Source organism: Bacillus sp. PSXD-155, from assembly GCF_049310765.1.
GTDB lineage: Bacteria > Bacillota > Bacilli > Bacillales > Bacillaceae_G > Bacillus_A > Bacillus_A cereus.
The window spans coordinates 18377-31541 of sequence record NZ_JBMOWC010000051.1; the positions used below are offsets into that span (position 1 = coordinate 18377).

The following is a 13165-nucleotide window of genomic DNA, read 5'->3' on the forward strand; positions in this document are numbered from 1 at the left end:
CCGATGCTTGAATATAACAAGTATCGGTTCTTTTATGTTTTAAATATAGAATGCTATAAAATGTGTATTTCTCAACTTTTTTTCTTACAAGGATAAGTAAAATTCTTCGTATATTCCAATAATCATAAGGGAATTTACAACGTTTATTCGTTTCTGTAAGATGCCTCTAGGAAGCGTGAAAGGAGGACTTACATAGCAGTATAGCTTGTCTTTAGTATACGTACTTATTGTGAGGAGGAATTTAAAATGTTTAAAAAGTTAATGAAAGTATGCGTGTTAAGTGCGGCAAGTATAGGTGTATTATTTAGTTTTCAAGGAAGTACATTTGCAGCTACTGATTTAAGTAGTTATTATGACGGGAAAAATCCAGCAACAACGAAAGTATACGGGGGAAGTACGACGTGTGATGCAGATGGATTTAATGCAAAATCTACAGCTGTATATGAAGGTAGTAAAAAAGTAGGGACAGTGTATTTACGTTACAGTAATAAATGTCATGCAGCATGGGCTAAGTTTGTTTTAGATCAACCAGCACCAGCTGTTTCGGGAGGAGTCTACGCGTACGCTGTTGTGAATAAATACAAAAATGGTGTATTCCAAAAATCAGTTACTTCTAATCAGGGGAACGGCACAATAAAAACAGGTCAAACGAGCACTTATACAGGAATGGTATTTGATTTAACTGCTGATTTCGGATACACAGCAGATGCTGAAGCAGTTACGTTTAATAACGGTTACGGGAAAACAGCACGTTATTAATAAAGGAGTGAAATGATATGAAACTTTTAAAAAAGACGAGTGCATGTTTATTGCTATCTTTACTCGTTGTAACTAGTATGTTTAGCACGACTAATAGCGATAAAGCATACGCAGAAGACCATTCATATGATGGGAAAAGTCCTTATTATAACAGCTGTGATCAATCTGCAGTAACGAAAGAAAAGAAGTGGATTGATTCAAATTCTTATGTGGAATTAAAATTTAGCACGACGTGTAAGACAGCGTGGGCAAAAGTTACTGTAACTCGTCCAGCAGTTTATAATAACGAAGCTGATGCAAGGATTGTTAGAAAAACAGATGGAAAGGCATACACTTGTGGAAGTGCTGGAGGAAATGGTGTTGTAAATAAAGGGCAAACATCATGCTATACGCCAATGGTATATGACTTAGATCCAAGAAAGGCGCAAGCGCAGGGGAAACATGCCATTCCGAATAGCGATGCTTATAATTATGCGGAGACAATTTGGTATTAATACGATTATACATGTTTTAAGAGCTGTTATTTGATATAAAAATGAAAGAGCCTTACTGCATTTTATTGTGGTAAGGTTCTTTAAAATTGTTTAATAGATTAAGTACATCCATTTACAAAGGTCTCTATATAATCGCTTTTAAGTATGGCCATAATAATTTCATCTGAGTATGTATCGTTATAAAATAAAGATTGACGTAAGGTTCCTTCTTTTACAAAACCAACTTTTTCATAAGCTTTAATTCCGCGTAAATTATGGCTAAATACTTCTAACTGTAAACGATTTAATGATAGTTGTTCAAAAGCAAAAATTAAAACTATTTTAATAGCTTCAGTTCCATAGCCTTGTCCTGTTAATGCTATTGAAAGCATTGATATTCTGAATCCTGCTCTTTTGTTCTCCTCATCGATATCTAAAATCGACAACTCTCCAATCATCTCGTCAGTACTTTGTAAACAAATAGCGAAATCATAGCGACTTGAATCATTATTTATATGATCTATATGTTTCGTAATTTGCTCCAATGAAAAAGTGGACTTAGTTCCAGTCATATATCTTATTTCATCATCCATTGTACTTTCTAATATAATAGGAGCATCTAGCTGACAAAGAGGCCTTAAATAAATTCTTTCGCTCTCTAATCTCATTATAATTTTCTCCTTTAGTTAGTAATTGAATGTATAAATACTTAAATTTTCTTCAATGAGTTACATAAAAAATATGAATCTTAATTCGATGTTACATGAATTTTATAATGGCATGGTATACCTAAAACAAATAATAAATGTTTTATACACAACAAAATGTATCAACGAGTTTTTTGATCATACTATTATTCTTGCTGCTCATTCCGCTTTTAAATGAACACGAATGTATTAACTAAGGTCTGTATCAGGAGGAGTATATCCAAGGTGCCTAGCCATTGATACAATTTGTCCTTTATGATGAAACTCATGAGTCTCTGTATGAGTTAAAAGCCATAGCGGAGTTGTACTCCAAGGCTCTTTTTGCCACTTTACTTCATTTGCAATATTTTCGAGCCAACGGTCATTGTATTCATCTAAAAAACATTGTACAGTCTCATCTACTAATTTAAATCTAGCACGGACTTTCGCGACATCTGCATGCTCAATTTCGTAATCGCTAGCAAATGAAAAGTCTGCTCTTTTTTGCTTGAATGCGAATGATCCAAGCCAGTATCGATAGCAATCGGCTACATGAATATGTGTCTTTATAATGCTACCGCTCCCGAAATTCGGAACAGTGCTATGTAATTTTTCTAGTGGGATTTCTTCCAAAAACGAAAATAGAGTTTCTCTTGTAGAGCCAATAAGATTATATTGTTGTTTTAAAATATGTAACATGCAAGTACACTCCTCTTTTATTTACATAGTAAGTAATTCTATATTTACGAGGAGTGAACCTTTTTATTATTTTTAATAAGCATATTAGATGTATTTCTTATTTGTTTCTGATAGATTAAACAAGGTGAAACTTTAATAAGTTGAACATTCTTAGTTCATAATAAATTGTACATCAAGAAGGGGAACGATAACATGAATAGACTAGTGGGTTTAAAACAATTTGAAATAACGCGCGGGGCGTTACTTAAATTTATGGAAACGTTAGATGATAAAACTGCGGATACGCAGCCAGAGGGTTTTAACAATACAATTCGTTGGCATATCGGTCACGTGTTAACAGCAGCAGAAGTTTTCATGTTTGGAAAAGAATTCAAACAATTACCAACTGAATATCCAGGTATGTTTGGGTATGGATCACGACCATCTAAATGGAAAACAGAAGGACCATCGTTAGAAATGTTAACGGCTCAATTAAAAGAACAAGCAAAACGTATTAACGAAATTCCAGCAGAAGCATTTGAAAATAAACTGCCAGAGCCATTCCTAGGATTGGAAACAGTAGGGGAGCTTTACGGTATGATGCTTTATCATGAAGCTGATCATATTGGGCAAATGAAAGCGATGGAACGTATTATTAAAGCTCTTTAGTCTTAATTGCATATAACAAGCAATACAGGTGTAATGTTAAATAATATATACAAAAAAGGTAGATAAATTATTATCTACCTTTTTTGTATAACTTCTTGAAGGATTAGGGATTATCATCGTGATGCTGATGAAGAAGGATAAGAGAATTTTATAATTTTTATGTTGTGATTATTAATTATAGTATTCCTAAATATGGAATATACGTATAATGATAGAGAAGAACTAGAAATAGGGGTGAATACTATGATTACATTAGAGCAAAAGTTGGAGCAATATAAACATACATATGTACAGTTAAAGGGAGAACTAAAATGGAAAACGAGTGATTCTCGAACAGGAATGATGATTGCTGCTATGTATGCAGGTAGTGATAAATTGTTTGATCTCGGACGTTTTTTAGAAATTAGTAGTTATATTAAGAATCAGGTAGGGATGTTTTCATACTTAAAGTCTTATCATCGTTTTGTAGTGGCCGCAACATTAGATATTCACTTTACAGATTACAAGGAAGCTTTTCGGACGTTTTTAGATTTATATGAACAATTGGTCACTGGTGGCTTTAGCCGGAGTATATTTACTTATCTCGCAGCAGCTGTGCTTTTAACAGAAGAAAATGAACAGCATGGCACACATATTCAGCGTTCGATGCAAGTATATAAACGCATGAAAAAGGATCACCTCTTTCTTACAAGTACAAATGATTATCCGCTCGCAGTTTTATTAGCAGGACAATCAGAGCATGTAGAAACACTTATGGACCGAGTGGAACGTCTTTATCAGAAACTAGCGACAGCTGGTTTGCGTAAAGGGAATGATCTTCAATTTTTGAGTCATATTCTTTCACTAAAGAAGGATGTCAGGGAAGAACTATTAGTTGCAAAATGCACAAATATATGGAATTTGTTAAAGCAAGAAAAGGTAAAAGTAAAACAGATGCATTACCCAGCTATCGGGCTACTAGCGTTACTCGAGGATGGAGAAAAAGAGATTCATTCTATTCGAGCATTTATTGAAAAATTGCAGGGGGATAAATTGTTCCGTTGGCATACAGATACAAATATTCTTATTGCTATTCAATTGTTCGTAAGTCAGAAAGGTGAGGAAAGTAAAGCTACCAACACAGGTTTACAAACTATGATAGAAGTCCTCATACAAGCACAACAGGCAGCCATGATGGCAACGATTGCCGCTTCATCTGCAGCAACATCTTCAGCTAGTAGTAGTTCATAATGTGCAACTGCTTATGCTCTTGTAAATTATAACTCCTTTGATAAGGTCGGTTTAAAAAATATTACTAAAAAAAGCCCATCACTCTCTAATGAGTGATGGGCTAACTGTTTTTACATAATCAGCATTATCTTTTTGATTCCTTCAAATGTTTGAGCTGCGTAACAATCATAATGCTAATAACAACGAGTAAAAACCATGAACTAATTTTGCTTAAGTGAACGAGACTCCATGCTTCCCGTTGATTTGGATATTGCCATGCTCCGAAAAATGTTGCGATGTTCTCTGCAATCCAAATGAAAAATCCGATAAGGAAAAAGGAGAGAACGAGTGGCATTTTATATGTAACGCCTTGTAATGAAAATTGTACAAATGTGCGAGAGAAAACAATGAATAGTAGTAAAGTAAAAAAATAGTTTGCTATTTAAAAAAGGTGGGGATATAATATCTAAATGAAAATGATAATTATTATCAATAATAATTATAAATAAAAAATAATTACAAAAAACAACTGAATATAAAGGATGAAATGAAACATGTTACATAAGTCTACTGTACATGCTGGTAATAACCGCTGGATACATATTAAGTTCATATGTTTCATGAGCTTAACAATTTTATGTTTAATTGGATCTATATTTTTAGCCATTTCATTTGGTGCAAAGGATATTCATTTACAAACGGTGTGGACAGCGGTTTTGGATTACAATCCGAAATTAACGCAGCACCAAATTATTTATGAATTAAGGCTCCCGAGAGTAATTGGAGCAGCAGTTGTAGGGGCAGCTTTTGCGGTCGCTGGTGCTGTTATGCAAGGTGTAACACGAAATCCTTTAGCTGATGCAGGTGTACTCGGAATAAATGCAGGTGCGATGTTTGTAGTAGCACTTAGTTTTGCTTTTTTCCCACATATGCCGTATTCCTATTTAATGATTGTTTCCTTTATTGGAGCAGTCTTAAGTACAGTACTTATTTTTGTTATTGGATCAGCAACATCAGGCGGGTTAACACCAATGAGGTTAACGATTGCTGGAGCGGTTATGGCAGCGCTTTTACATTCATTAAGTTCAGGTGTTGCGATTTATTATGATTTAAGCCAGGATTTAGCGTTTTGGTATGCTGGTGGTGTTGCAGGGGTTAAGTGGGAACACTTGAAATTTTTAGTCCCTATTATTCTTATAACGATTATTTTTGCAATAGTGTTAGGGCGATCTATTTCACTCATATCAATGGGGGATGATGTTGCTACAAATTTAGGAGTGAAAACGAACCGAACGAGAATACTAGGGATGATTATAGTAGTTATTCTGGCAGGTGTTTCTGTTTCAGCTGTTGGTTCTATTGGATTTGTAGGATTAGTTATCCCGCACATTGCTAGAAAATTAGTTGGTGTTAATTATAGACTCATTATTCCTATGTCAGCATTATTAGGAGCTATGTTATTAGTTGTAGCTGACCTAGGAGCAAGAACAGTAAATCCTCCTAAGGAACTTGCGATAGGGATTATGGTAGCTCTTGTTGGAGTTCCGTTCTTCCTCTATATAGCACGTAAAGTTGGGAGGGAGCTATAAGTGAAAGATCTTTTTAACACGGATAAAAAGAGAACTATTACTGTAACTACAATATTCGGATGTATAAGTATCGCTGTAATTTTAATTAGTCTAAATACAGGGACACTGAGTATAGAGCCACTTAGAGTAATTGAAACACTTTTGGGTTATGGTGATTTTGAGAGTGCAACCGTGCTATATGATTATCGTATGCCAAGAATAATAATCACGATGTTAGCCGGTATTGGTCTTGGTATTTCCGGTGCGATTTTGCAAGGGTTATCACGTAATGCACTTGCAGATCCTGGTATTTTAGGATTGCATTCAGGTGCATCTTTCGGTCTTATCGTATTTGTTACTCTCTTTCATTCTATTAATGAGAGTGCATCCATTTTAATACCGTTATTTACATTTGGCGGAGGAGTATTAGCTGCATCTCTTATTATTTTACTTGCGAGTGATCGGTCAAAAGGTTTACTTCCCATTAGACTTATTCTCGTTGGTATTGCAGTTTCAGCTGGCTTTAGTGCAATTTCGTTATTTTTCTCTCTCAAGTTAAATGATGAGACGTATACATTCGCTTCTAGATGGCTAGTTGGTAACGTGTGGGGAAGGGATTGGATTCATGTCCTTGCATTATTACCTTGGATTTTCATACTAACCCCTTATGCATGGCTAAAATCTAAAACGTTAAATGCATTGTCACTAGGTGATAGTGTAGCAGCAGGACTTGGTGTTTCTGTTCAAAAAGAACGGTTATTACTTTTAGCTACAGCGGTTGGACTATCTTGCGCAAGTGTATCGATGGCAGGAGGAATTGGTTTTATCGGTTTAGTTGCTCCGCATATCGCAAGGAAGTTAGTAGGTACTACATATCAACACTTTCTTCCTTTAGCTGGCATTATCGGAATGATTATTTTAGTGCTAGCAGATACGATAGGTCGTTCTATATTTGAGCCAAACTCTATTCCAGCTGGTGTAGTAGTGGCAGCTTTAGGAGCACCGTATTTTCTTTATTTACTTACAAAAACAAAATAAATACTTCAAAGAGGAGAACATATGAAAAAGAAACTTACTATTTTATTTAGCATGATGTGTATTTTATTATTAGCAGCATGTGGTCAAACGAAAGCTAATGAAGAGGCAACGAAAAAAACGGAAAAAAGTAATGACCCAAAAATTGCTTCAATGTCTATTCATTTAACAAATGATTTACTTGCATTAGGAATTACACCAGTAGGTTCTGTTATTGGTGGAGATTTAAAAGATTTCTTACCGCACGCTAAAGAGAAGTTGAAAGATACGAAGGAGCTTGGTGTTGTAACAGATCCGAATATGGAAGCGTTACTTCAATTAAAGCCAACTGACATTTATATTGATGAAAAATATGCTGGTAAAGATGTAGCGAAATACGAAAAAATTGCAAAAACACATTCTTTCAATTTAGATGAAGGTACGTGGAGAGATCATTTAAAACAAGTTGGTAAACTTGTAAACCGTGAGAAAGAAGCAGATAAATATATTCAAGATTACGAAGAGCAGTCAAAACGAGTAAAAAGTTTAATAGATAAAGAGCTAGGTAATAACGAAAAAGTAATGGCAATTCGCGTTACTGCAAAAGAATTACGTGTATTTAGTACAAAAAGACCGATGGGACCAATTTTATTCCAAGACTTAGGGTTACAGCCTGCAAATGGTGTAGAGAAAATTGATGGAAACCGTCCTTTCGAAGTCATTTCACAAGAAGTATTACCTGACTTTGATGCAGATGCGATTTTCGTTGTTGTAAATAGAGATGATAAAGCAAAAGCAGCATTTAAACAACTTCAAGAAACACCAATTTGGAAAGACTTAAAAGCAGTTAAAGGCAAGCACGTATACATTATCAATGATCAACCATGGCTGGACTATTCTGCTTTAGGAAACAAAATGGCAATGGATGAAGCGGAGAAAATGTTTACGAAATAATATAGTTTTGTTATTAGGAAAGGCCCTCTAAATTTGGAGGGCCTTTCTGTTATTGTTAGAATAAATAAAAAATTATACAATGAAGTTAATTCAATATGGAGGAGATGTGCCAATGTCAGCGCTTATTGTAAGTATCCCGTTTATGAAACGAGGGGGTAAATAGGCTCGAATAATTATCCCCGTTATTTAATAAAGGGGGAGTTTGAAATGACGATGAATCTTTTTCAAAATAAAACGATTAAATTATCAGCTATGAGAGAAAAAGATGTTGAAGTGATGGCTATGTGGCAAGAGGATAGTGAGTATTTAAGAAATGTTGATACAGATGTAGCATTCCCGCAATCTTTAAATGAAATAGCAAGTGATGGGCTATTAAAAGGACGGAGATCGAATAGTGTTTCTTTCATGGTAAGGACAGTTCAAGAAGATCGCTTAATTGGTTTTGTGGCGCTTCATGGTATAGAGTGGAATAACAGAACAGGTTTATTAGCTATTGGTATAGGAGATGCGAATGATAGAGGAAAAGGATATGGGAAAGAAACAATACATCTTATTCTAAAGTATGCTTTCTATGAATTGAATTTACACCGCATCGGTCTCGATGTTATTTCGTATAATAAACCTGCCATTGCATTGTATAAAAAGATGGGTTTTCAAATGGAAGGCTGTATGAGAGAAGCGGTTCAAAGAGATGGGAAGTGTTTTGACCGTATGATTATGGGGATATTGCGGGATGAATGGATAGAGCTGCAAGGTTAGAAAGTACATTCTAAATTATATATGTAGTATGCAGGAGATATAATGGTAATTGGCGAAAATTTACAGTGTACTGATTGAATTTATAAGGAGTCATGCAAAATGAATTTGGAAAAGGCAAAACCAGTAAATGAAGAGGTCGCCGAATTAAAAGAACTTATTAAAGAGTTACACGGAAGTGTGCACCAACTTCAAAGTGAGGTGCAGCAACTAAGGCACGAAAGACCAGTTGTTGAAGTTAGAAAAGGTGTTCAACTATCACCAACAATTGTCGGACAAATTGGTGGTATGATTTTAGGTGGATTAGCAATTATCGGTATATTTTGGTGATGAAAAAAAGGTTTGCAGCACGATGCTGCAAACCTTTTTTATTTGACGATATAATTTCATACAATACAACTTTTACATTAAATAACGTAAATATATATAAGCATGTGATAACAAGAGTGCAACAATAGTTAATGGTAAACCGATTTTTAAGAAGTCCATATAAGAGAAGCCATGTCCTTCACGTTTTGCAATACCAGCAACGACTACGTTTGCAGACGCTCCGATTAGTGTTCCATTTCCTCCTAAGCAAGCTCCAAGAGATAACGCCCACCATAGTACTTCGATTTGCGGAGAATCGACAGATAGTCCGAGTCCTGTAGCTAAGTCTTGAATAAGAGGAATCATCGTTGCGACAAATGGGATGTTGTCGATTGTCGCAGATGCGATGCCAGATACCCATAAAATAAGTATAGCTGCAAATCCGATGTCACCGTTTGTTACGTCGATTACTTCTTTTGCAAGTGAAGAGATAAGTCCGATATCAATTAACCCGCCAACGAGAACGAATAGTCCGGCGAAGAAGAAAATGGTTACCCATTCAACGTGGGCAAATACATCTTCAATATCATGTTCTTTCACGCCGATTAACATAAGAAGTGTAGCGCCTGTCATCGCTATAACGGCAGCGTCTACATGAATAATCGAATGAAGTACGAAGCCTAAAATAGTTAGTCCTAAAATCGAAATAGATTTTAAAAGGAGGCTTTGATCCTTAATATAATCTTTTTCATTTAATGCCATTAGTTTTTCGATTTGTTCAGGTGTTGTTTTTAGTTTGTTACGGTACATGAAGTAAATAATGCCAAGTGTCACAATAGAAATAATAATTACGATTGGAGCTAAGTTAAGTAAAAAGGCGTTAAAGTCTAAATGCTTGTTTGCTGATCCAATCATAATATTAGGTGGATCACCGATTAATGTTGCTGTTCCGCCTATATTTGAAAACAGCACTTCTGAAATCAAATAAGGCACAGGATTTACTTTTAAAATACGTGTAATGGATAATGTAACAGGAACGATTAATAAAACAGTCGTTACATTGTCCAAAAATGCTGATCCGACAGCAGTTAATAGGGATAGTAATAATAAAATGCGAATCGGTTTTCCGCCAGCTGCTTTTGCCGCTTTAATGGCCACAAATTCAAAGACGCCTGATTGACTCGTAATATGTACGAGAATCATCATCCCAATTAAAAGGGTAATCGTTTCCCATTGAATATGTGATGTGAAAGCAGTATGTAAATCTACAACTCCAAAAATAATCATAATAGCAGCACCGAATAGTGCGATTACAGCACGATTCAATTTCTCAGAAATAATAAATCCGTACGTGATTAAAAATACGGCAATTGCAAAATAATATTGCCAATTTGCTACTTCATGTGCTGACTGTTCCAATCATGTCACCTTCTTTAAATTATGTATTCAATTGTCGAAATGTATCTCGCTACAATAATACGGGATAAAATATATTGTAGCAAATTCAAAAAAGAAAGAAAACTATTTAACAAAGTGAAGGAAAAAATGTATTTTTTACATATCATATAAAAAATATAAAAAACACAGTGCAAATTATTAGGAAAAGTGAGTGTTGTCCTCTAATATAGAGATAGCAATTTACATTATTTTTGCGTAAAATGGTTTAAAGAGGTGAATTCCGATGGAAATAGTAAAAGATAGTTCTCTTATTCAAAATGAAATTGAACGTTTTGTAAATAAAGATGTATATATTCATTTAGAAACGACAAACGGAGCGTATGCATCACACATAAATGAAAAGATGATGACAGTTGGTGCTTTCATTCGAAATGCGATTATCCGTTTTGAACGCGGGAAGATAACTGGAACAAATCCATACCGAGTTGGTCTGAAAATGGATCACGGTTGGGTATATGCTGAAGGTATTACGCACTGGGAAGTAGACGATCAAGAGCGTTTATTATTAGCTGGACATGATAATTTAGGTCGTCTAGCAGTTGCACTTGAGTTAAGCTTAACACCATTTAAGTAAGAAGGAGGGAAATTTATGGAGAGACATGTACTTGTTGTATTTCCGCATCCAGATGATGAAGCATATGCTGCGGGAGGAACAATTCGCTTATTAACAGATCAAGGAGTACCTGTAACATATGCATGTGGTACTCTAGGACAAATGGGACGTAACATGGGTAAGAACGTATTCGCTAACCGTGAAACGATTCCAAATATCCGTAAGAAAGAATTGAAAGATGCTTGTGAAGCGATGGGTATTAAAGATTTAAGAATGCTTGGCTTCCATGATAAAACGTTAGAATTTGAAGATGTTGATTTCGTTGCTGACAAAATTGAAGCAATCATTCAAGAAGTAAATCCATCTCGAATTATTACATTTTATCCAGAGCACGGTGTACATCCAGATCATAATGCATTTGGCCGCGCTGTCGTTCGCGCTGTATCACGTATGCCAAAAGAAGAGCGCCCAGTTATTCATGCTGTTGCGATTACGAAAAATCGTGAGGCAGTATTAGGAGAACCGGATGTTGTAAATAACATTAGTGAAGTATTTGATCATAAATTAACTGCACTAGGTGCGCACCGTTCACAAACAGAAGCAATGCTGGAAGATACGCATGCAAAAATAAAAAACAAAGATGCAGCAACATTAAAATGGCTGCAACTTGAACAGTTTTGGACTTATAAATGGGAGTAGGCTAGAAGGATATCTTCTAGTTGCTCTTACATAGAAAAAGCGCCGTCACTTGTGATGGCGCTTTTTCTTGTTGAAGACTATATATTTTTTAGGGTGCTTCAAAATTTTTAAATTAACGTGCAGTATAGCCTCCATCAACAAGAAGTGTTGTGCCGTTAACAAAACTAGCATCATCACTTGCTAAAAATAAGACAGCTTTAGCGACTTCTTCTGGTGTTCCAAGTCTGCCTTGTGGATGAAGTGAAGCTAAATATTCTTTCTGTTGAGGATTAACACTACCTAGTAAAGGGGTGTCAATATAACCAGGGCACACCGCGTTAATACGTATTCCATATTTAGCGTAGGCAGTACATAAATTTTGAGTTAATAGTTTCACACCACCTTTTGCAGAGGAGTATGCTGTTGGGGTAGGTAATGAAACAAAACTATGAATCGAACCAGCGTTAACGATGACACCACCTGTACCTTGTTTAAGAAATTGTTCAATCGAATATTTATCAGAAAGGAATACCCCGGACAAATTAATATCAATAGTTCTTTTCCACTTTTCATAGGATAATTCGTTTGCCGGTGCATCATCAGCAACGCCGGCATTGGCATACATAATATCTAATTTACCGTATGTACTTACTGTCTCATGAATTAGCTGTTTAATATCTGCCTCTTTTGTTACATCGGTTTTAATAAATAACGTATTATATCCATGTGCATTCAATTCATCTGATAGTTCTTTTCCACGTTCAGAAAAGTCAGCAATAACTACTTTTGCACCTTCTTCGATAAAAAGACGAACAGTAGATTCGCCAATTCCACTTGCACCACCAGTTATGATTGCTACTTTGTCTTTTAATTTCATATAAACCTCTCCATTCATCAATGAATTTAAGTCGAATTTTTAAATCTTGTTACTAAACTATTAACCTTAAATAGTAAGTAGATAGAAGAAAAAGCTCGCGTTTACTTAATCGTGAAAGTGCTATTTTTTCTTTAGTGTACTTTTTGATACAGTTATGGACGAAAATATTAATTTGGTCAATTTTATCATTAGATTGAATATTTGGTAAATAGCTCTCGAACAGAGCGAGTACGGATGCTGAAAAATTAAAATAAACATTCAGTATTATTTGTAGGGTAAGGAATAAGGGGGAGAGAAGCATAACGAAAACTACTACTCTATTTAAATAGGAAAAAGCCTTGCAGGGGGGCAAGGCTTTAAACAGGGTATTAAAAATTATTGATTTATTAAGAATAACTTCTTCTTGTGAATAAACTAATTTTAGCATGATAACTCATGTGTATGTGTTACGAATTTGTGAATAAAAACTCAATGATAAAAGTATGAGTAAAAGGAAATAATGTATTTGAAATATGTATTATTAC

15 protein-coding genes and 1 pseudogene are annotated in these 13165 nt (G+C 35.1%); 11 read left to right on the forward strand and 5 right to left on the reverse strand.

The features are described 5' to 3' along the window. Positions 1 to 246 precede the first annotated feature (246 nt). Both ACO6VI_RS27765 and ACO6VI_RS27770 read left to right on the forward strand, forming a co-directional pair. Entirely contained in the window at positions 247 to 759 is a 513-nt protein-coding gene (locus tag ACO6VI_RS27765; protein WP_000473732.1) for a YjfA family protein, read from the forward strand. Between the two features lie 17 nt (positions 760 to 776). Next, on the forward strand, positions 777 to 1253 hold the full coding sequence (locus ACO6VI_RS27770) for a DUF2690 domain-containing protein (RefSeq protein ID WP_063548184.1): 477 nt from the start codon (positions 777 to 779) through the stop codon (positions 1251 to 1253). Between the two features lie 98 nt (positions 1254 to 1351). On the opposite strand, the gene ACO6VI_RS27775 is transcribed toward ACO6VI_RS27770, so the two are convergent. Beyond that, positions 1352 to 1900, reverse strand: coding sequence for a GNAT family N-acetyltransferase (locus tag ACO6VI_RS27775; protein ID WP_063548182.1), 549 nt, complete (start codon positions 1898 to 1900; stop codon positions 1352 to 1354). 228 nt (positions 1901 to 2128) lie between these two features. After that, the gene (locus tag ACO6VI_RS27780; RefSeq protein WP_063548180.1) at positions 2129 to 2617 is read right to left on the reverse strand and encodes a DinB family protein; all 489 of its coding nucleotides are present in this window, start codon (positions 2615 to 2617) and stop codon (positions 2129 to 2131) included. 192 nt (positions 2618 to 2809) lie between these two features. Between ACO6VI_RS27780 and ACO6VI_RS27785 the strand changes: the two genes are divergently transcribed. Then, complete coding sequence (locus tag ACO6VI_RS27785) at positions 2810 to 3265, forward strand: DinB family protein (protein ID WP_061666704.1); 456 nt, start codon at positions 2810 to 2812, stop codon at positions 3263 to 3265. Between the two features lie 192 nt (positions 3266 to 3457). Further along, positions 3458 to 4495 (forward strand): DUF4003 domain-containing protein, encoded by a 1038-nt coding sequence (locus ACO6VI_RS27790; protein ID WP_161520228.1) that lies wholly within the window; start codon positions 3458 to 3460, stop codon positions 4493 to 4495. Positions 4496 to 4619: 124 nt separating this feature from the next. Here ACO6VI_RS27790 and ACO6VI_RS27795 read toward each other — a convergent pair. Further along, positions 4620 to 4907: pseudogene (locus ACO6VI_RS27795) on the reverse strand (DUF817 family protein); the annotation flags it as partial. Between the two features lie 121 nt (positions 4908 to 5028). Between ACO6VI_RS27795 and ACO6VI_RS27800 the strand changes: the two are divergent. The 5 genes from ACO6VI_RS27800 (at position 5029) to ACO6VI_RS27820 (ending at position 9096) form a co-directional block, all read left to right on the forward strand. Beyond that, complete coding sequence (locus ACO6VI_RS27800; protein WP_000902727.1) at positions 5029 to 6063, forward strand: FecCD family ABC transporter permease; 1035 nt, start codon at positions 5029 to 5031, stop codon at positions 6061 to 6063. Further along, entirely contained in the window at positions 6064 to 7080 is a 1017-nt protein-coding gene (locus tag ACO6VI_RS27805) for a FecCD family ABC transporter permease (RefSeq protein WP_161520229.1), read from the forward strand. Positions 7081 to 7101: 21 nt separating this feature from the next. Next, positions 7102 to 8010, forward strand: a complete 909-nt coding sequence (locus ACO6VI_RS27810) for an iron-hydroxamate ABC transporter substrate-binding protein (protein WP_161520230.1) — start codon at positions 7102 to 7104, stop codon at positions 8008 to 8010. A 207-nt stretch (positions 8011 to 8217) separates the two neighbouring features. Next, on the forward strand, positions 8218 to 8769 hold the full coding sequence (locus ACO6VI_RS27815) for a GNAT family N-acetyltransferase (protein WP_161520231.1): 552 nt from the start codon (positions 8218 to 8220) through the stop codon (positions 8767 to 8769). A 99-nt stretch (positions 8770 to 8868) separates the two neighbouring features. After that, entirely contained in the window at positions 8869 to 9096 is a 228-nt protein-coding gene (locus ACO6VI_RS27820; RefSeq protein ID WP_001047304.1) for a hypothetical protein, read from the forward strand. Between the two features lie 72 nt (positions 9097 to 9168). Here ACO6VI_RS27820 and ACO6VI_RS27825 read toward each other — a convergent pair whose 3' ends face one another. Next, positions 9169 to 10494 carry an ArsB/NhaD family transporter gene (locus ACO6VI_RS27825; RefSeq protein ID WP_000437984.1) on the reverse strand — a complete coding sequence of 442 codons (1326 nt, stop codon included), beginning with the start codon at positions 10492 to 10494 and terminating at the stop codon, positions 9169 to 9171. Between the two features lie 262 nt (positions 10495 to 10756). Between ACO6VI_RS27825 and ACO6VI_RS27830 the strand changes: the two genes are divergently transcribed. Both ACO6VI_RS27830 and bshB2 read left to right on the forward strand, forming a co-directional pair. Beyond that, complete coding sequence (locus ACO6VI_RS27830) at positions 10757 to 11107, forward strand: YojF family protein (RefSeq protein WP_000407045.1); 351 nt, start codon at positions 10757 to 10759, stop codon at positions 11105 to 11107. 15 nt (positions 11108 to 11122) lie between these two features. After that, positions 11123 to 11785 (forward strand): bacillithiol biosynthesis deacetylase BshB2, encoded by a 663-nt coding sequence (gene bshB2, locus ACO6VI_RS27835; RefSeq protein WP_000439489.1) that lies wholly within the window; start codon positions 11123 to 11125, stop codon positions 11783 to 11785. Between the two features lie 112 nt (positions 11786 to 11897). On the opposite strand, the gene ACO6VI_RS27840 is transcribed toward bshB2, so the two are convergent. After that, the gene (locus tag ACO6VI_RS27840; protein WP_000768018.1) at positions 11898 to 12641 is read right to left on the reverse strand and encodes an SDR family NAD(P)-dependent oxidoreductase; all 744 of its coding nucleotides are present in this window, start codon (positions 12639 to 12641) and stop codon (positions 11898 to 11900) included. Between the last annotated feature and the right edge of the window lie 524 nt (positions 12642 to 13165).

Bases quoted from the DNA above. Each gene is read 5' to 3' on its own strand.
- ACO6VI_RS27765 (WP_000473732.1), top strand. From the start codon at position 247: ATGTTTAAAAAGTTAATGAAAGTATGCGTGTTAAGTGCGGCAAGTATA.
- ACO6VI_RS27770 (WP_063548184.1), top strand. From the start codon at position 777: ATGAAACTTTTAAAAAAGACGAGTGCATGTTTATTGCTATCTTTACTC.
- ACO6VI_RS27775 (WP_063548182.1), bottom strand. From the start codon at position 1,900: ATGAGATTAGAGAGCGAAAGAATTTATTTAAGGCCTCTTTGTCAGCTA.
- ACO6VI_RS27780 (WP_063548180.1), bottom strand. From the start codon at position 2,617: ATGTTACATATTTTAAAACAACAATATAATCTTATTGGCTCTACAAGA.
- ACO6VI_RS27785 (WP_061666704.1), top strand. From the start codon at position 2,810: ATGAATAGACTAGTGGGTTTAAAACAATTTGAAATAACGCGCGGGGCG.
- ACO6VI_RS27790 (WP_161520228.1), top strand. From the start codon at position 3,458: ATGGAATATACGTATAATGATAGAGAAGAACTAGAAATAGGGGTGAAT.
- ACO6VI_RS27800 (WP_000902727.1), top strand. From the start codon at position 5,029: ATGTTACATAAGTCTACTGTACATGCTGGTAATAACCGCTGGATACAT.
- ACO6VI_RS27810 (WP_161520230.1), top strand. From the start codon at position 7,102: ATGAAAAAGAAACTTACTATTTTATTTAGCATGATGTGTATTTTATTA.
- ACO6VI_RS27815 (WP_161520231.1), top strand. From the start codon at position 8,218: ATGACGATGAATCTTTTTCAAAATAAAACGATTAAATTATCAGCTATG.
- ACO6VI_RS27820 (WP_001047304.1), top strand. From the start codon at position 8,869: ATGAATTTGGAAAAGGCAAAACCAGTAAATGAAGAGGTCGCCGAATTA.
- ACO6VI_RS27830 (WP_000407045.1), top strand. From the start codon at position 10,757: ATGGAAATAGTAAAAGATAGTTCTCTTATTCAAAATGAAATTGAACGT.
- bshB2 (WP_000439489.1), top strand. From the start codon at position 11,123: ATGGAGAGACATGTACTTGTTGTATTTCCGCATCCAGATGATGAAGCA.
- ACO6VI_RS27840 (WP_000768018.1), bottom strand. From the start codon at position 12,641: ATGAAATTAAAAGACAAAGTAGCAATCATAACTGGTGGTGCAAGTGGA.